Origin of the sequence: Streptomyces sp. NPDC020597 (genome assembly GCF_044335095.1) — a bacterium.
Classification (GTDB): Bacteria; Actinomycetota; Actinomycetes; order Streptomycetales; family Streptomycetaceae; genus Streptomyces.
Map to the genome: position 1 here is coordinate 31,408 of NZ_JBIRUL010000018.1, position 16,953 is coordinate 48,360.

The following is a 16,953-nucleotide window of genomic DNA, read 5'->3' on the forward strand; positions in this document are numbered from 1 at the left end:
CCGCCCGCCTAGCCGCCGATCGCCGACATCGGCCGGTCCGGCTGCAGGAAGCTCGGGTCGTCCAGACCGGAGCCCGCCTTCTTGCCCCACATCGCCAGACGCCAGATGCGGGCTATCTCCTCGTCGGGGGCGCCGGAGCGCAGGGCCGCTCGCAGGTCCGTCTCCTCGCGGGCGAAGAGACACGTGCGGACCTGGCCGTCGGCCGTGAGGCGGGTGCGGTCGCAGGCGGCGCAGAAGGGTCGGGTGACGGAGGCGATGACGCCCACCCGGTGCGGGCCGCCGTCCACCAGCCAGCGTTCGGCCGGGGCCGAGCCGCGTTCCTGCTCGCCCTCGGGGGTGAGGGCGAAACGGGTGCCGAGGGAGGCCAGGATGTCCCCGGCCGTCACCATGCCCTCGCGCTTCCAGCCGTGCTGGGCGTCCAGCGGCATCTGCTCGATGAAGCGCTGCTCGTAGTCGTTCTCCACGGCCCAGGCGAGGAGGTCGGGCGCTTCGTCCTCGTTGAGGCCCGGCATCAGGACCGAGTTGACCTTGACCGGGGTCAGGCCCGCCTCACGGGCGGCCTCCAAGCCCTCGAGGACGTCCTTGTGACGGTCCCGGCGGGTGAGGGTCTTGAAGACGTCGGGGCGCAGCGTGTCGAGGGAGACGTTGACCCGGTCCAGGCCGGCCGCCTTGAGAGCCGCGGCGGTCCGGCGCAGGCCGATGCCGTTCGTCGTGAGGGACGTCCGGGGGCGCGGCTCCATCGCGGCGACCCGCTCGACGATGCCCACGAGCCCCGGGCGCAGCTGGGGCTCGCCGCCGGTGAAGCGGACCTCCTCGATGCCCAGCGCGGTGACCGCGACGTCGATCAGGCGGACGATCTCGTCGTCCGTGAGGAGGTCGGGCTTGGCCAGCCACTGCAGACCCTCCTCGGGCATGCAGTACGTACAGCGCAGGTTGCACCGGTCGGTCAGCGAGACCCTCAGGTCGGTGGCCACTCGGCCGTAGGTGTCGATGAGCACGTGGGCCCCCTCCCTCGTGGTGGTTCGCATGCCTCTTCCGTCACCTGCGAGCCTACGTGACGCCGCCGACGGTGACAGGGCCCGATCCCACGAGGTGGGACGCGGCCGCGTCGTAGGGATCTACGACGCGGCCGCGGGGGAGCGTGACTAGTGGGGCGCCCCGCGCCCCGGCCACGGCTCCGGTCGCCTCAGTGGGCCCCGGTGCCGGTCAGGGAGCGGACCTCCAGCTCGGCGTACTTGGCGTCGTCGGGCTTCTCCTTCGACACGAGGGTGCCGACGATGCCCAGCAGGAAGCCGACCGGGATCGAGATGAGGCCGGGGTTCTCCAGCGGGAACCAGTGGAAGTCGACGTCGGGGAACATCGAGCTGGGCTTGCCGGAGACGACCGGCGAGAACAGCACCAGGCCGACGGCGGTGACCAGGCCGCCGTAGATCGACCACAGGGCCCCCGACGTGGTGAACCGCTTCCAGAAGAGGCTGTAGAGGATCGTCGGGAGGTTGGCGGAGGCGGCGACGGCGAAGGCGAGGGCGACCAGACCGGCGACGTTCAGGTCGCGGGCGAGGGCGCCGAGCAGGATGGAGACCGCGCCGATGCCGACGGTGGCGTAGCGGGCCGCGTTGATCTCCTGCTTCTCGGAGGCCTGGCCCTTCTTGATGACGTTGGCGTAGATGTCGTGGGCGAAGGAGGAGGACGACGCCAGGGTGAGGCCGGCGACCACCGCGAGGATGGTGGCGAAGGCGACCGCCGAGATGGTGGCCAGCAGGATGGCGCCCCAGTTGGAGTCGACGCCGCCCAGATGCAGCGCCAGGAGCGGCGCCGCCGTGTTGCCCGCCTTGTTGGAGGCGATGATCTCCTCCGGCTTGATGAGCGCGGCGGCGCCGAAGCCGAGGGCGAGGGTCATCAGGTAGAAGGCACCGATCAGGCCGATGGCCCAGAGGACCGACTTCCGGGCGGCCTTGGCGGTGGGCACCGTGTAGAAGCGGATCAGGATGTGCGGCAGGCCCGCGGTGCCGAGCACGAGGGCGATGCCGAGCGAGATGAAGTCCAGCTTGGTGGTGCCGGTGGCCCCGTACTTCAGGCCCGGCTCCAGGAAGGCCGCGCCCTTGCCGCTGTTGTCGGCGGCCGAGCCCAGCAGGTCGGAGACGTTGAAGTCGAACTTGAGCAGCACCAGGAAGGTGAGCAGCAGGGCGCCGGCGATGAGCAGGACGGCCTTGACCATCTGCACCCAGGTGGTGCCCTTCATGCCGCCGATGGTGACGTAGACGATCATCAGCACGCCGACGAGGGCGACGATGGCGATCTTGCCGGCGTCGCTGGTGATGCCCAGCAGGAGCGAGACCAGGACGCCCGCGCCCGCCATCTGGGCGAGCAGGTAGAAGATCGAGACCACGATGGTGGAGGCGCCGGCGGCGGTGCGGACGGGGCGCTGGCGCATGCGGTACGCGAGGACGTCGCCCATGGTGTAGCGGCCGGAGTTGCGCAGCGGTTCCGCCACCAGCAGGAGGGCGACCAGCCAGGCCACCAGGAAGCCGATGGAGTACAGGAAGCCGTCGTAGCCGAAGAGGGCGATGGCGCCGGCGATGCCGAGGAAGGACGCGGCGGACATGTAGTCGCCTGAGACGGCGAGGCCGTTCTGGAAGCCGGTGAACTGGCGGCCGCCGGCGTAGAAGTCGGCGGCGTCCTTGGTCTGGCGGCCGGCCCAGACGGTGATGACGAGGGTCGCGGCGACGAACACCGAGAACAGGACGATGATCAGCGTGCGGTGCTCACTGGCCTCGCCGGCGGCGAGCAGGGTGTGCTGTGCGGGACTCATTCGCCGCTCTCCATCCGGGACTTGATCGCGTCGGCCTTGGGGTCGAACTTGGCGGCGGCGGTCCGTGCGTACCACCAGGCGATGAGGAACGTGGTGAGGAACTGGGCGAGGCCGAGGGTCATCGCCACGTTGAAGTTGCCGAAGAGCTTGGTGCCCATGAAGCCGCCCGCGTAGTTGGAGAGCAGGACGTACAGCAGGTACCAGGCGATGAAGGCGACGGTCAGCGGGAAGGCGAAGCCGCGGTAGGCGCCGCGCAGTTCACCGAACTCCGCGCTCTCCTGCACCGCGACGAACTCCTCGGTGGTGGGGAGCCGGGTGGGGGTCTTCGAGGGGGGCGGTGTCTCGGTGGCCACGGAGTCTCCTCGCATTGCGGACGGGCGGGTCGGGCGGGGCTCGATCGTGCACGGGCTCCCTGACCAAGGGCACGGCGGCGCGCTAGGGGCGGTTCAACTCGATCGGGTACTTGTCGCCCGCGTTCCGCGACGTCCGCGCGGGCAGCGGCGGCGGGCCCTTCCGGAAGTCGTCGCCCGAGGTCGTTGCTGGCCGGCGAGTCAGTTGGATAGCTTCGGCTCTGCACCACCCGTCATGTACCTGCCGAGCAGGATCTGCGCTCGGTCGGGCCCCTTTCCGGATGATGTGGAGACCCCATGGCTCATCTGCCTTCCAGACGCCGCCTCGCACTCGCGGTGCCCGTCGTGCTGTCGCTGACCGCCTCCCTCGGTTTCCTGCCGACGGCGGCCTCCGCGGCTCCGGTCGCGACGTCCGCCACCCGGGCGACCGACGCCCCGGCCCTGGCGTACGTCGTCAACACGAGGGCGGACCACCGCACGATCGGGTCGGTGAAGAAGGCGATCGCCTCGGTCGGCGGCACCGTCGTGGCGTCCTACGACAAGATCGGCGTCCTCGTCGTCCACTCGGCGAACCCCGACTTCGGTCCGCGGATACGCGCGGTGCGGGGCGTGCAGTCGGCCGGCGCCACCCGGACGACTCCGCTGAGCCCTGCCGGGACCACCGGCGAGGGCACGGTGCAGGTCCTGTCGAAGGCGGAGGCGGCGAAGGTCGCGAAGGCGTCCGGCACGGCGGGTCAGAGCGAGCCGCTCGAGGCGGACCAGTGGGACCTGCGCGCGATAGGCGCCGACAAGGCCGCCGAGATCAACCCGGGCAGCAGGAGGGTCACGGTCGCCGTGATCGACACCGGCGTCGACGACACCCACCCGGACCTCACCGCGAACTTCTCCGCGTCCCAGTCGGCGAACTGCGTCGGCGGCGTCGCGGACACCACCCCCGGCGCGTGGCGCCCCTACAACCCGGCCGACGACTACCACGGCACGCATGTCGCGGGTGAGATCGCGGCCGCCCGCAACGGCGTCGGCGTCGCCGGTGTGGCTCCGGGCGTCAAGGTCGCGAGCATCAAGGTGAGCGACCCCAAGGACGGCCTCTTCTACCCGGAGAACGTCGTCTGCGCGTTCGTGTTCGCCGCCGACCACGGCGTCGAGGTCACGAACAACAGCTACTACGTCGACCCGTGGCTGTACAACTGCATGGACGACCCGGACCAGCGCGCCATCGTCGACGCGGTCAACAGGGCCCAGCTGTACGCCCAGAAGAAGGGCACGCTCAACGTGGCCTCGGCGGGCAACTCCAACCACGACCTCGACTCCGACGCCATCGTGGACGCGTCCAGCCCCGACGACGGCACTCCGGTGTCGCGCACGATCGACCCGCACGAGTGCTTCGACGTGCCGACCCAGCTGCCGGGCGTCGTCACCGTGAGCGCCACGGGCGTCAAGGGCACCAAGTCGTACTACTCGAGCTACGGCCTGGGCGCGATCGACGTGGCGGCTCCGGGCGGGGACAAGTACCAGATCCCGGACACGCCGTCTGCCAACGGACGCATCCTGTCGACGCTGCCGAACAACACGTACGGCTACCTGCAGGGCACCTCGATGGCGTCGCCGCACGTGGCCGGCGTGGCCGCGCTGCTGAAGTCGACGCATCCGTACGCGAGCCCCGCCCAGCTGCAGGCGCTGCTCAAACTCCAGGCGGACAGCACGGCCTGCCCGACCGAGCCGTACGACGGTGACGGCAACGGCGTCGTGGACGCGACGTGCGTGGGCGGCAAGCGCCTCAACGGCTTCTTCGGCCACGGCGTCGTGAACGCGCTGCGCGCCGTGAAGTAATCGCTCCGCCGCCGCGAACCGTGGCGCACGGGGTCCCAGGGCCGGGCGGTCATCCGCCCGGCCCTCTCGCATGCGCGACGGCCTTGCGGGCGACGCATCGCGCATATATTGATTGCATCAATAATGCATCATGCAGTCATGAATGACATCGAGTTCGCATGGTCGGAACTGGGCGGCGATCCCGCTCTCCTCGCGCGCGTGACGACGGTCGTCCGGGAAGGCGGCCTGCCGTCGCGGCTGCCCGTGCGGCAGCTGGCGCGCGCCTGCGTCGGCGCGTGTGCGCTGGCCGCGGCCGAGCTGGGCGCGCGACGGGCCGGCCTGCCCGAGGCGCCCGAGGTGCGGGTGGACGACGGAGCGGTGGCCGCGGCGTTCGTCAGCGAACGGCAGACATTGGTCGACGACCGGGCTCCGGTGCTCTTCGCCCCGCTGTCCCGGTTCTGGCGGACCGCCGACGGCTGGGTGCGCACCCACGCCAACTACCCGCACCACCGCGAGCGCCTGCTACGCGCGCTCGGCCTGCCCGCGGACGGCTACCGCGACGACGGCGGCCCCGCCGCCGTCGAGGCCGTTCTCGCGGGACGCCGGGCACAGGACGTGGAGGACGCCGTGCACGCGGCCGGCGGACTGGCCTTCGCGCTGCGCACACCGGAGCAGTGGGCGGCCCACGAGCAGGCGGCCGCGATCGCCGAACGGCCCCTGGTCGAGCGGCGCACGCTGGACGGGGCACGCGCGCGTGCGCTCGCGCCGGTGGACGGCGGTCCCCTGCTGCCGGCCGCCGGAGTGCGCGTACTGGACCTCACCCGCGTCCTCGCCGGGCCGGTCGCCACCCGCACGCTCGCCCTGCTCGGCGCGGACGTGCTGCGCCTGGACGCGCCCGGTCTGCCCGAGCTGCCGGACCAGCACGCCGACACGGGCTTCGGCAAGCGCTCCGCCCTGCTGGACCTTGCCACGGACCGGCGGACCTTCGAGGAGCTGCTCGCGACCGCGGACGTCGTCGTCACCGGGTACCGGCCGGGCGCGCTCGACCGGTTCGGGCTGTCCCCCGAGGCGCTGGCCGAACGCCGGCCCGGAGTGGTCGTCGCCCAGGTGTCGGCGTGGGGCGCGTACGGGCCCTGGGGCGGCCGGCGGGGCTTCGACAGCCTGGTGCAGGCGGCCACCGGCATCGCGGCCCTCGAGGGCTCGGCCGAGCAGCCCGGAGCGCTGCCGGCGCAGGCCCTGGACCATGGGACCGGCTACCTGCTGGCGGCCGGGGTGCTGCGGGCGCTGACCGAGCGGTCGGCAGACGGCGGCGCCCGCCTCGTCCGGCTGGCGCTGGCCCGGACGGCGGCGTGGCTGACGGCGGGCGGCCGGGCCGGCGTGGAGGCCGAACCGGAGCGGGACGTGCGGCGAACCGGGGACGGCCGTCTCGACCCGACGCCGTGGCTCGCCCGCACCGACAGTCCGCTCGGGCCGCTGCGGTACGCCCTCCCGCCGGTGCGCTTCGCCGGCGGGCCCACCGACTGGGCGCGCCCGCCGGGCCGTTGGGGAGCCGATCCGGCCCGCTGGCTCTGAACTCCGGCCCGCTTCGGCCGGGCAGGGGGCTCCGAGCCGCGGGGCCCCTCATCCGGGGCCGGCGAGCGCCTGCCGGCTGTCGGCCCTCTCCCCCGTCGGCCGCCGCTCGCCGAGGGAGCCGCGGACCAGCAGGACCTGGGCGGCGAGATAGGTGAGCATGATCCACAGGTCGGGGCGCGGCGGCTGCGGCCAGTCCGCGACGCCGGTGGCGATGAGCGTGTCGGAGAGCAGGAAGAGCGCGCCGCCGGCACCCGCGACCGGGCCGAGCCGGGCGGCGGCGGTGCAGGCCATGGCCGTGAGCAGGGTGCTGTAGACGGCGACGGGCAGGCGCAGCTCCGCGGGCAGACCGGGCAGGAGCAGCAGGACCGTCGTGATCAGGGCGACGGCATAGCAGGGGACGAGCAGCAGGGCGCCCGCGCGGGAGCGGCCGGCGCGGATGAACAGCACGAGGTAGCAGACGTGCCCGGCGGCGAAGGACGCCATGCCGGCGAGGAAGGCGGCGTCGGCGTCGAACAGCAGCAGGGTGTCGCCGCCCCAGCCGCACAGCAGGGCGGCCACGAGGAGCCGGGGCGCGCCGCACCGGGCCGCCCAGCCGGCGAGGAGGGGCATCAGGAGGGGCTTGGCGACGGTGTGTCCGGGCTCGAAGCCGACGGCGAGGCTGAGCAGGTCCACGGCGGCCGCGAGCACGAACAGGGCGCACAGGGCGGACTTCACGGACAGGGGTGCCTCGGCGGACTCGGCGGACGGGGCCGACGGGACGCGGGAGCGGATCACGCGGCCGTGGTCTCCCCGACCGGTGCCGCCGACGGCGGGGGCACGGGCACGGAGGGGTCGGGCGCAGCCGGGTCGGCCGCAGTCGGCCCGGTGGGGGCCGGCCGGGGCGCCGGCTGCCAGCCCGGCCCGCCGAAGACCCGCCCCGCCCGTTCGCGCCAGCCCGCAGCGGCCCTGACGTCCCTGGCGATCGCGACGTACTCGTGGGTCGCCACCTTGATCGGGTTGAACGTGTTGATGTTCTTGGTCAACCCGTACACGGGCCGGTCGGTCTCGGGCACGAAGGAGCCGAACAGCCGGTCCCACACGATCAGGATGCCGCCGAAGTTGCGGTCCAGGTAGCCGCCCTGGGAGGCGTGGTGGACGCGGTGGTGGGACGGCGTGTTGAACACGAACTCAAACCACCGGGGCATGCGGTCGATCCGCTCGGTGTGGATCCAGAACTGGTAGACCAGGTTCGCCGAGGAGCAGAAGGCCAGCGCGGCCGGGTGGACGCCGGCGGCGATGAGCGGAACGTAGAACGGCCAGACGGTCAGCGTGGTCCAGGGCTGGCGCAGGGCGGTGGTGAGGTTGAACTTCTCGCTGGAGTGGTGCACCACGTGGCAGGCCCACAGGACCCTGATGACGTGGTGGCCGCGGTGGGACCAGTAGTAGAAGAAGTCCTGCGCCAGCAGCATCAGCGGGAGCGTCCACCACAGGACGGGCACGCGCAGCGGGGTCAGCTCGTAGACCGCGGTGTAGATCGCGACGATCGGGATCTTCCAGACGAAGTCGAAGACGAGGCTCCCGAGCCCCATGCCGACGCTGGTCGCGGCATCCTTCGTCTCGTACCCGGCGGCGTCCTCGTCGGGATGGACGCGGACGCTGATGACCTCGATCACGGTGAGCAGCACGAAGGCGGGTATCGACCACAGCACGACATCGGGCAGGTTCGGCATGCAGGCACCGTAGAACCGCTGGTGGGCTGCGGCTAGACGGTGTTACCGACAAGTATTTCCAGGGGTATGCGCTTGCTTATTGGCGATCCCCGCCAACCCCCGCCGAGCCGCGCCGACCCGCGACGACGGATCTCCACCGGCTCCACGCCTCCTTCACGCCCCCGCCACCCCGTGCCCCCGCCCCTCGCTCCCCGTCCGCCTCACACCCCCGTGGCCCCCAGCAGCGAACCGACCACGTACGTCACCCCCATCGCCAGGGCCCCGCCGCCGACGTTGCGCACCACCGCCCGCCCGGGGGCCGCCGCGCCCAGCCGGGCGGCGGACCAGCCCGTGGCCGTCAGGGCCACCAGGACGGACACGACGGTCACCGGAACACGCCAGTCGGCCGGGGGCAGCACGACGGCCAGGAGCGGCAGCAGGGCGCCCGCCGTGAAGGCGAGGAAGCTCGCCCAGGCCGCATGCCAGGGGTCGGTGAGGTCGTCGGGGTCGATGCCGAGCTCCACGCGCGCGTGCGCCCGCAGGGCGTCCCGTTCCGTGAGCTGGACGGCCGCCTCCCGGGCGACGTCCCGGGACAGGCCCCGTTCCTCCAGCAGTCCCGTCAACTCCTCCAGTTCGGCCTCGGGCTGCTCGCGCAGCTCCCGCCGCTCCATCGCGAGCGCGGCCTTCTCGGAGTCCCGCTGGGTCGACACGGAGACGTACTCGCCCGCCGCCATGGACATCGACCCGGCGAGCAGCCCGGCGAGCCCGGCCGTCAGCAGGGCCGAGCGGTGGTCGGTCGCGCCGGCCACGCCGACGACGAGACCCGCGGTGGAGACGATGCCGTCGTTGGCGCCGAGGACCGCGGCGCGCAGCCAGTTGAGCCGGGATCCGAGCGAGCCGTCGTGGGCCTCGGCGTGGGTGGGTTCCGTCACAGGACGGAGGATGACACCTCGAAGGCCGCGGGCCGCGCTGCGACGCCCGGCCGCGCGCGGACGGGACCGGACTGACCGGACGGACCGGACGGAGTGAGCGGACCGGCGGAGTGAGCGGCAGAGGCCCGCGGACGGGCACGAGGACGGACGTCGGACTCGGGCCGAGGGCGGGGCGTGGGACGGAGGACGGGGGCCGGGGCCGGGGGCCGGTGGCGGAGGGCACGACGTCGGACGGAGTCGCGGAACTTCGCGCCGCGCGGCCGCAGTTGCGCCGCCGTCGGCCAGGGGCCGGGGACACGCACGCGTACGCACCACGAACTGCCGTGCGGTCCGGCGGACTTCCCGCGCCCTGCGCCGTGGGGCGGGGGCGGCGGGGTGTCGGTGCGGGCCCGTATCCTCAGTGACCATGCTCGAAGACCACACGACGACAGCGTCCTCCCCCACGGAGTGGCCGACCGCGTATCCCCGGGGATACGCGGTCGTTGACGTGGAGACCACCGGCCTGGCGCGGGACGACCGGATCATCTCCGCGGCCGTCTACCGGCTGGACGCGCGCGGTGAGGTCGAGGACCACTGGTACACCCTGGTCAACCCGCAACGCGACCCGGGCCCGGTGTGGATACACGGTCTGACGAGCGACGTGCTGGAGGGCGCTCCTCTCTTCCACGAGGTGGCGGAGGAGTTCGCCGCCCGGCTCGACGGCCGGGTGCTCGTCGCGCACAACGCGGTCTTCGACTGGCAGATGATCGCTCGGGAGTACGCGCGCGCGGAGCGTGAGGCCCCGGTGCGGCAGCGACTGTGCACCATCGCGCTGTCCAAGGAGCTGGGGCTGCCGCTGCCCAACCACAAACTGGAGTCGCTCGCGGCCCACTTCGGCGTCGTGCAGCAGCGGGCGCACCACGCGCTGGACGACGCACGCGTGCTGGCGGAGGCCTTCCGGCCGAGCCTGCGGGCCGCGGCGGAGGGCGGAGTCCGGCTGCCGCTGCTCGAGTGCCGTCCGCTGACGGAATGGGCCGACCGTCCGGCGTCCCTGATCGGGCGGCAGGCGAGCGGCCCGGGCGGCGGCTACGGCGGCTACCGGCCCAGCAGTTGGAGGCCGTCCCGCAAGAGGCCGGCCTGCCCGTATCCGAACCCTGGCCGGTACGAGGACGGCAAAAGGCTCAAGCAGGGCATGCGGGTCGCCTTCTCGGGAGACACCTCGGTCGAACGCGAGCTGCTGGAGGACCGTGCCGCCGAGGCGGGGCTTCATGTCGCCACGAGCCTGTCCCGGCTGACCAGCCTGCTGGTCACCAACGACCCCGACTCGGGCACGTCGAAGGCGGTGAAGGCGCGCCAGTTCGGGACGCCCGTGGTGGACGAGGCCGCGTTCGGGCAGCTCCTGCGGGACGTGGAACCCGCCGACGGGTGACCCGCGCGGACGTCTGCGCGGACCTCTGCGCGAACGCGGCGGCGCCGACCGGTGCGTACGGGTGATTGCCGCGCGACTCGCCCGCCGCCCGCTCGCCCGCGCGGGGGCGACGGCTCACCCTGTGGCCCATGGCGAGATGCGAAGTTTGCGGCAATGACTACGGAATGACCTTTGAGGTGCACGCGCAGGGCGCGGTCCACGTCTTCGACTGCTTCTCCTGTGCGATCCATCGCATGGCCCCCATCTGCGAGCACTGCAGGGTGCAGATCATCGGCCAGGGCGTCGAGGTGGAGGGTCACTGGTACTGCGGCGCGCACTGCGCCCGCGCGGAGGGCCGGGTGGGGATCGTCGACAAGGTCTGAGCCCGTTCCCGGCCGCTCCTCGGAGCCGGCCCGGGAAGACGTCCCGCGGCACCCGGCCGCATGCGCCCCACGACCGAGTTGTACGGTCGTGGGGTGTACCGCTTCCTGTTGTCCCGGCAGTGGGTGATCCTCACGCTGGTCTCCCTCCTCCTCATCCCCACGATGATCCGGCTGGGCTTCTGGCAGATGCACCGCTACGAGGAGCGCACCGCGCGCAACCAGCTCGTCTCCGACGCGCTGGCCGCCGACGCGGTGCCCGTCGAGAAGCTGACGGCCGTCGGGCACGTCGTCACCCGCGGCGAGCGGTACCGCAGCGTGAGCGCCGCCGGGGTCTTCGACACCGCGCACGAGGTCGTCGTCCGGCGCCGGGTCAACGCCGACGACACGGTCGGCTTCCACGTCCTCACCCCGCTCGTCCTGACGGACGGCAAGGTGCTGCTGGTCAACCGGGGCTGGATCCCCGCGGACGGCCCGAGCCAGACCGTCTTCCCCGAGATCCCCGCGCCGCCCGGCGGAAAGGTCACCGTCACCGGGCGGCTGATGCCCGACGAGACGACGGCTGCGAGCGGCATCAAGGACCTCAAGGGGCTGCCGGACCGGCAGATCATGCTGATCAACAGCGAGCAGGAGTCCCGGCGGCTCGGTGCACAGGTGCTCGGCGGCTACATCGCGCTGACGGCGCCCGCTCCCAAGGGCGACAGCCCCGAGCTGCTGGGCCGGCCCGGCAGTGAGGACGCGGCGCTGAACTTCGCCTACACGATCCAGTGGTGGCTGTTCGCCGCGGGCGTCCCCGTCGGCTGGCTGATCCTGGTCCGCCGCGAGGCGCGCGAGCGGGCGGCGACGGCCGCCCGGGAGACGGAGCCGGCCGAGCCGGCGACGGTGTAGCGGGCGCCGCCGGCCCGGGCCGGCGCACGCCCGCCGCGCCGGCCCGCACGGCCGGTCGGTCCGTCAGCAGCAGCGGCTCTGCGGATGCTCCTCGCGGTGCAGACTGCGCAGCACCTGGTACTCGCGCGGCGTCGGGACCGGCGCGAGCGGGTGGTGGCGTCGGCGACGCTCGCAGTAGCGGTCGTACTCCGCCTCGCCGGTCAGCTCGCGCAGGTACCAGCGCACGGCCCGCGCCCAGCCCGAGGCCGCCCTCAGGAGCCAGGGCACCGCCCGGGACGGGCGCACGGCGAGGCTCACGATCCCACCGTCGCCGGCACGTCGATCCGGGACTCGACGAACGGCGCCTCGGTCGTCGGCAGCGGGTCCTGCGACCGCACGGCCCGTACGCACACCACCGCGGCGTTCACGATCACCACGGCGACCAGCAGCAGGAACACGGCGATCAGCACGCCGTCCACCGTGGAGTTGGCGACCACCGTGTGCATGTCGGCCGTCGACTTCGCGGGGGCCAGCACCTGCCCGGCGTCGAGGGCGTCGGCGTAGCGGGCGCGCTGGGCGAAGAAGCCGACCCTCGGGTCGTCGGAGAAGATCTTCTGCCAGCCGGCGGTGAAGGTGATCGCCACGACCCAGGCCAGCGGCACGCCCGTCACCCAGGCCCAGCGCAGTCGCCCGGACGTGATCAGCACCGTCGTGCACACGGTCAGGGCGATGGCGGCCAGCAGCTGGTTGGCGATGCCGAAGAGCGGGAAGAGCTGGTTGATCCCGCCGAGCGGGTCCGTGGCGCCGGTGTACAGGAAGTAGCCCCACGCGGCGACGACCAGACCGCTGCAGAGCCAGATGCCGGGCTTCCAGTTGACCCGGCCGACCGGCTTCCACACGTTGCCGAGCATGTCCTGGAGCATGAAGCGGCCGACGCGCGTGCCCGCGTCCACCGTGGTCAGGATGAACAGCGCCTCGAACATGATGGCGAAGTGGTACCAGAACGCCTTCATCGCGGCGCCGCCGAAGACGCCGGAGAAGATCTCCGACATGCCGACGGCCAGCGTGGGGGCGCCGCCCGAGCGGGCGATCAGCGTCTGCTCCTCGACGGCCCTGGCGGCGGAGGCGAGCTGGTCGGGGCTGATGGTGAAGCCGAGTCCCGCCACCGCGTGGGACGCCGACTCGGCCGTCGCGCCCAGCAGGCCGGCCGGCGCGTTCATCGCGTAGTACAGACCCGGTTCCAGGGTGGCCGCGGCGATCAGCGCCATGATCGCGACGAACGACTCCATCAGCATCGCGCCGTAGCCGATGAGCCGGACCTGGGACTCCTTCTGGATCAGCTTGGGCGTCGTCCCGGACGAGACGAGGGCGTGGAAGCCGGACAGCGCACCGCAGGCGATGGTGATGAAGAGGAACGGGAACAGCGACCCCGAGAAGACGGGGCCCGTGCCCGAGGAGGCGAAGTCGCTGACCGCGTCCGTCCTGAGCACGGGCGCGGCCACGACCACGCCGACCGCCAGCAGCGCGATCGTGCCGATCTTCATGAAGGTGGAGAGGTAGTCGCGCGGGGCGAGCAGCATCCACACCGGCAGCACGGAGGCGACGAAGCCGTAGCCGATGAGGCAGAAGACGAGAGTCGTCGGACTGAGCGTGAAGGCGTCGGCCAGCGAGGAGTTCTGCACCCAGCCGCCGCCGACGATCGCGAGCAGCAGCAGCGCCACGCCGATGAGGCTGGTCTCCACGACCCGGCCCGGCCGGAAGCGGTGCAGCCAGAAGCCCATGAACAGGGCGATGGGCACGGTCATGGCGACGGAGAAGGTCCCCCAGGGCGAGTGGGCGAGCGCGTTGACCACGACCAGCGCCAGCACGCCGAGCAGAATGATCATGATGGCGAAGACGGCCAGGAGGGCCGCCGCTCCGCCCGCGCGGCCGATCTCGTCGCGGGCCATCTGCCCGAGCGAGGTGCCGTCCCGGCGCATGGAGAGGAACAGCACGACCATGTCCTGCACGGCGCCCGCGAAGATCACTCCGGCGACGATCCACAGGGTGCCGGGCAGATAGCCCATCTGCGCCGCGAGCACGGGTCCGACCAGGGGGCCCGCGCCGGCGATCGCGGCGAAGTGGTGGCCGAGCAGGACCCGGCGGTCGGTGGGCTGGAAGTCGACGCCGTCCTCGAGGCGTTCGGCGGGGGTGGCCCGGCGGTCGTCGGGGCGCAGCACCCGGCGGGCGATGAAGCGGGAGTAGAAGCGGTAGGCGATGGCGTACGAGCCGAGGGCCGCGACCACCAGCCAGACCGCCGAGATCCGCTCCCCCCGGGCGAGGGCGACGACGCCCCAGGCGACGGCGCCGAGCAGCGCCACGGCCGCCCACAGCAGGGCGGATCTCAGTGACATACGCGACTTTTCCGGCCCCGGCAGACCGGTTTCGGGCAGGGTGGACACAGACATGGCGGCTCCTCGCCTGGGCAGTGCGGCGCGCCTCGTGACACGGGGCGCCAGGAGATCAGCGACGGGCGGCTCCCCCGCTCGCTGTCGGTCTGTGCAAGAGTTGCCCGCCCGCCGGAAGCGGTTGACAGCGAAATCCCCGTTTGTTTTCTGCCGCTTCCCGGTCAACCGAACCGGCCGTCAGCGCAACTGAACCGGTGAGGGACAGGCACACCAAGGACGGTGACCCATGGCCGACGGCGCCATGACCACGACGTTCCTCGCCGTGATCGGCGGGGCGTCGCTGCTCGCCGCGACCGCGCGCAGGCTGCGCCCCAGCGACCGGCTGCCCTCCCTGGAGGGCTGGGCGCTCGCCGACCGCTCGCTCGGCCCCGTCTGGACCTGGCTGCTGCTCGGCGGCACGATCTTCACCGCCTACACCTTCACCGCCGTACCCGGACTGGCGTACGGCAACGGCGCGTCCGCGTTCTTCGCCGTGCCGTACACCGTGATCGTCTGCCCGCTCGCCTTCGTCCTGCTGAGCCGGCTGTGGAGCGTGGCCCGAAGCAAGGGCTACGTCACGGCCGCCGACTTCGTGCGCGGGCGCTACGGGTCCTCGCCGCTGGCCCTCGTGGTGGCGCTGACCGGGATCCTCGCGACGATGCCCTACCTGGCGCTGCAACTGCTCGGGATACGGGCGGTGCTGACGGCCGGCGGCGTGTACCCGCGCGGCGCGGCCGGAGACCTGGTGATGGTGGCGCTGTTCGCGGGGCTCGCGGTGGCCACCTACCGGCACGGGCTGCGGGCGCCCGCGGTCATCTCCGCGCTGAAGGCGGTCGCCGTGTTCGTGTCGCTGACCGCCGTGTGCTGGCTGGTGCTGCAGCGGCTCGGCGGACCGGGCGCCGTCTTCGAGGGCGCCGCCCGGCGCGCGGGCGCACCCGACGTGGCGCACTCCTCGCTGGTCCTGACCGACGCACAGCAGCCCGCGTACGCGACGCTCGCGCTCGGCTCCGCGCTGGCTCTGCTGATGTACCCGCACGTGCTCACCGCCGGGTTCGCCGCCGACGGCCCGCGCACCCTGCGCAAGGTCGCCGCGGCGCTGCCCGTCTGGACGGGTCTGCTCGCCCTCTTCGGGCTGCTCGGCGTCGCGGCCGCGGCGGCGGGCGTGCGGGCTCCGGCAGGGGGCGCGGAGGCCGCCGTGCCGATGCTCGTCGACCGGCTGATGCCCGCCGCGCTGGCCGGTCTGGTGTTCGCCGCGATCACCGTGGGGGCGCTGGTCCCGGCCGCCGTGATGTCGATCGCGGCCGCCACGAGCTTCGTCCGCAACGTGTACGTCGAGTACGTCCATCCGACGGCCACGCCCAAGCGGCAGGTGCGGATCGCCAAGGCCGTCTCGCTGACCGCGAAGGCGGGCGCGGTGGCCTTCGTGTTCGGGCTGCGCGACCAGGACGCCGTGAACCTTCAGCTGCTGGGCGGGGTCTGGATGCTGCAGGTCTTCCCCGCCGTCGCCGTCGGGCTGTTCACCGGCCGACTGCACCCGCGGGCGCTGCTCGCCGGCTGGGCGGCCGGCATGGCGGCCGGGACCTGCCTCGTGGTGCGCGAGGGCTTCTCCGCCACCGTCAGCCTGGGGTTCGGACCGATGGAGGTCTACGCCGGACTGGCGGCCCTGCTGCTCAACCTGGGCGTCGCCACCGCCGGCACCGCGCTCCTCGAACGCCTCCGCGTCCCCCGCGGCGCCGACACCACCGACCTGCCCTCCCGCCTGATCCCCAGGCGGCGTCCCGAGACGGGAGCGAACCACCCGTGAGACGCAGACACCCGATCCCCGTGCAGGAGCCGTCCGCGCAGCCGCTCGCGCAGCCGCTCGCGCAGCCGTCCGCGCAGCCGTCCGCGCAGCCGCTCGCGCAGCCGCTCGCGCAGCCGCTCGCCCCCGTGCCGGGCGATCCGGCCGACCTGGAGCGCGAGGCCGCCCTCGCCCGGCTCTTCGAGCTGCACTACTCCTCGATGCTGCGCCTGGCCGTGCTGCTCGGCGCCGACGACCCGGAGAACGTGGTCGCCGAGGCCTACTACCAGATCTACCGGAAGTGGCGGCGGCTGCGGGACGTCGAGGCGGCCGAGGCCTATCTGCGCTCCACCGTCTGCAATCTGACCCGGATGCGGATACGGCATCTGCAGGTCGCCCGCCGCCATGTGGAGAGCCCCCCGGAGCTGCCGGAGGAGACCGTCGCCTCCGCGGAGAGCGCGGCGCTGCTGCGGGACGACCAGCGCGTGCTGATCGACGCGCTCCAGCAGCTGCCGGCCCGCCAGCGCGAGGCGCTCGTGCTGCGGCACTGGCTCGGGCTCAAGGAGAGCGAGATCGCCGCCGCGATGGGCATCTCCTGCGGGTCCGTCAAAACCCACACCTCACGCGGCCTCGCCGCGCTCACCCAGGCGATGGAGGCCCGGCGATGAACGACACGGACCGCACCGAGCGGGAGCTGCGGGAGGCGCTGGAGGCGCTGGCCGACGGCGTGCGGCCGGCTCCGGACGCCTATCGCACCGCCCGCGGCGACTGGCTGCGGCGCGAACGCCGGCGGCGGCTCGTGCTCGCCGCGCTGATCGCCGTCGTCTTCGCCCTGGCCACATTGATCGGCCTGTGGGTCCTGAACCGGGCGCCGTCCGACCGGGGCGTCGTCTTCTCGTCGACGGCGGCCCCGGCGCACCCGACGTCACTCAGCCGGCCGCACCCCTGAT

General features: G+C 72.9%; 16 protein-coding genes. 8 read left to right on the plus strand and 8 right to left on the minus strand.

Features of this window, described 5'->3' with window-relative positions:
- Window positions 1-8 precede the first annotated feature (8 nt).
- The 3 genes from moaA to ACH4ZA_RS27005 all read right to left on the minus strand — a co-directional run bounded on the left by moaA (window position 9) and on the right by ACH4ZA_RS27005 (window position 3,165).
- Window positions 9-998 (minus strand): GTP 3',8-cyclase MoaA, encoded by a 990-nt coding sequence (gene moaA, locus ACH4ZA_RS26995; protein ID WP_398432120.1) that lies wholly within the window; start codon window positions 996-998, stop codon window positions 9-11.
- Between the two features lie 188 nt (window positions 999-1,186).
- Complete coding sequence (locus ACH4ZA_RS27000) at window positions 1,187-2,812, minus strand: cation acetate symporter (protein WP_398432064.1); 1,626 nt, start codon at window positions 2,810-2,812, stop codon at window positions 1,187-1,189.
- On the minus strand, window positions 2,809-3,165 hold the full coding sequence (locus ACH4ZA_RS27005) for a DUF485 domain-containing protein (protein ID WP_319281615.1): 357 nt from the start codon (window positions 3,163-3,165) through the stop codon (window positions 2,809-2,811). Before ACH4ZA_RS27005 ends, ACH4ZA_RS27000 begins: the two co-directional genes overlap by 4 nt.
- Before the next feature lie 294 nt (window positions 3,166-3,459).
- On the opposite strand from ACH4ZA_RS27005, the gene ACH4ZA_RS27010 reads away from it, so the two are divergent.
- Together ACH4ZA_RS27010 and ACH4ZA_RS27015 are read left to right on the plus strand one after the other, a co-directional pair.
- Window positions 3,460-4,992 carry a S8 family serine peptidase gene (locus ACH4ZA_RS27010; RefSeq protein WP_319281617.1) on the plus strand — a complete coding sequence of 511 codons (1,533 nt, stop codon included), beginning with the start codon at window positions 3,460-3,462 and terminating at the stop codon, window positions 4,990-4,992.
- Between the two features lie 138 nt (window positions 4,993-5,130).
- On the plus strand, window positions 5,131-6,543 hold the full coding sequence (locus tag ACH4ZA_RS27015) for a CoA transferase (RefSeq protein WP_319281618.1): 1,413 nt from the start codon (window positions 5,131-5,133) through the stop codon (window positions 6,541-6,543).
- Window positions 6,544-6,591: 48 nt separating this feature from the next.
- Here ACH4ZA_RS27015 and ACH4ZA_RS27020 read toward each other — a convergent pair whose 3' ends face one another.
- The 3 genes from ACH4ZA_RS27020 to ACH4ZA_RS27030 form a co-directional block, all read right to left on the minus strand.
- Window positions 6,592-7,263, minus strand: coding sequence for a lysoplasmalogenase (locus ACH4ZA_RS27020; RefSeq protein ID WP_398432121.1), 672 nt, complete (start codon window positions 7,261-7,263; stop codon window positions 6,592-6,594).
- A gap of 50 nt (window positions 7,264-7,313) precedes the next feature.
- Window positions 7,314-8,252, minus strand: a complete 939-nt coding sequence (locus ACH4ZA_RS27025) for a sterol desaturase family protein (protein ID WP_398432065.1) — start codon at window positions 8,250-8,252, stop codon at window positions 7,314-7,316.
- 200 nt (window positions 8,253-8,452) lie between these two features.
- Window positions 8,453-9,163 (minus strand): VIT family protein, encoded by a 711-nt coding sequence (locus tag ACH4ZA_RS27030; protein WP_319281622.1) that lies wholly within the window; start codon window positions 9,161-9,163, stop codon window positions 8,453-8,455.
- A gap of 406 nt (window positions 9,164-9,569) precedes the next feature.
- Here ACH4ZA_RS27030 and ACH4ZA_RS27035 point away from each other — a divergent pair, with 406 nt between their 5' ends.
- The 3 genes from ACH4ZA_RS27035 to ACH4ZA_RS27045 all read left to right on the plus strand — a co-directional run bounded on the left by ACH4ZA_RS27035 (window position 9,570) and on the right by ACH4ZA_RS27045 (window position 11,818).
- Window positions 9,570-10,571, plus strand: coding sequence for a DEDDh family exonuclease (locus ACH4ZA_RS27035; RefSeq protein ID WP_319281624.1), 1,002 nt, complete (start codon window positions 9,570-9,572; stop codon window positions 10,569-10,571).
- A 128-nt stretch (window positions 10,572-10,699) separates the two neighbouring features.
- Window positions 10,700-10,933, plus strand: coding sequence for a hypothetical protein (locus tag ACH4ZA_RS27040; protein ID WP_079041440.1), 234 nt, complete (start codon window positions 10,700-10,702; stop codon window positions 10,931-10,933).
- A gap of 93 nt (window positions 10,934-11,026) precedes the next feature.
- Window positions 11,027-11,818 (plus strand): SURF1 family protein, encoded by a 792-nt coding sequence (locus tag ACH4ZA_RS27045; protein WP_398432066.1) that lies wholly within the window; start codon window positions 11,027-11,029, stop codon window positions 11,816-11,818.
- A 63-nt stretch (window positions 11,819-11,881) separates the two neighbouring features.
- Here the strand turns inward: ACH4ZA_RS27045 and ACH4ZA_RS27050 are convergent, their stop codons facing one another.
- Together ACH4ZA_RS27050 and ACH4ZA_RS27055 are read right to left on the minus strand one after the other, a co-directional pair.
- Window positions 11,882-12,073 (minus strand): YbdD/YjiX family protein, encoded by a 192-nt coding sequence (locus ACH4ZA_RS27050; RefSeq protein WP_398432122.1) that lies wholly within the window; start codon window positions 12,071-12,073, stop codon window positions 11,882-11,884.
- 38 nt (window positions 12,074-12,111) lie between these two features.
- A complete protein-coding gene (locus tag ACH4ZA_RS27055) occupies window positions 12,112-14,244 on the minus strand; it encodes a carbon starvation CstA family protein (protein ID WP_398432067.1) in 2,133 nt (710 codons plus the stop codon).
- 226 nt (window positions 14,245-14,470) lie between these two features.
- Here ACH4ZA_RS27055 and ACH4ZA_RS27060 point away from each other — a divergent pair, with 226 nt between their 5' ends.
- From ACH4ZA_RS27060 to ACH4ZA_RS27070, 3 genes are all read left to right on the plus strand, one after another.
- Window positions 14,471-16,027: a sodium:solute symporter gene (locus tag ACH4ZA_RS27060; RefSeq protein WP_398432068.1), complete on the plus strand. Its 1,557-nt coding sequence runs from the start codon at window positions 14,471-14,473 to the stop codon at window positions 16,025-16,027.
- Between the two features lie 125 nt (window positions 16,028-16,152).
- Window positions 16,153-16,671 (plus strand): RNA polymerase sigma factor, encoded by a 519-nt coding sequence (locus tag ACH4ZA_RS27065; protein WP_398432123.1) that lies wholly within the window; start codon window positions 16,153-16,155, stop codon window positions 16,669-16,671.
- Window positions 16,668-16,952, plus strand: a complete 285-nt coding sequence (locus ACH4ZA_RS27070; RefSeq protein WP_319281630.1) for a hypothetical protein — start codon at window positions 16,668-16,670, stop codon at window positions 16,950-16,952. Before ACH4ZA_RS27065 ends, ACH4ZA_RS27070 begins: the two co-directional genes overlap by 4 nt.
- Window position 16,953 lies beyond the last annotated feature (1 nt).

Bases quoted from the DNA above. Each gene is read 5' to 3' on its own strand.
- ACH4ZA_RS27000 (WP_398432064.1), bottom strand. From the start codon at position 2,812: ATGAGTCCCGCACAGCACACCCTGCTCGCCGCCGGCGAGGCCAGTGAG.
- ACH4ZA_RS27010 (WP_319281617.1), top strand. From the start codon at position 3,460: ATGGCTCATCTGCCTTCCAGACGCCGCCTCGCACTCGCGGTGCCCGTC.
- ACH4ZA_RS27015 (WP_319281618.1), top strand. From the start codon at position 5,131: ATGAATGACATCGAGTTCGCATGGTCGGAACTGGGCGGCGATCCCGCT.
- ACH4ZA_RS27025 (WP_398432065.1), bottom strand. From the start codon at position 8,252: ATGCCGAACCTGCCCGATGTCGTGCTGTGGTCGATACCCGCCTTCGTG.
- ACH4ZA_RS27035 (WP_319281624.1), top strand. From the start codon at position 9,570: ATGCTCGAAGACCACACGACGACAGCGTCCTCCCCCACGGAGTGGCCG.
- ACH4ZA_RS27040 (WP_079041440.1), top strand. From the start codon at position 10,700: ATGGCGAGATGCGAAGTTTGCGGCAATGACTACGGAATGACCTTTGAG.
- ACH4ZA_RS27055 (WP_398432067.1), bottom strand. From the start codon at position 14,244: ATGTCTGTGTCCACCCTGCCCGAAACCGGTCTGCCGGGGCCGGAAAAG.
- ACH4ZA_RS27060 (WP_398432068.1), top strand. From the start codon at position 14,471: ATGGCCGACGGCGCCATGACCACGACGTTCCTCGCCGTGATCGGCGGG.
- ACH4ZA_RS27070 (WP_319281630.1), top strand. From the start codon at position 16,668: ATGAACGACACGGACCGCACCGAGCGGGAGCTGCGGGAGGCGCTGGAG.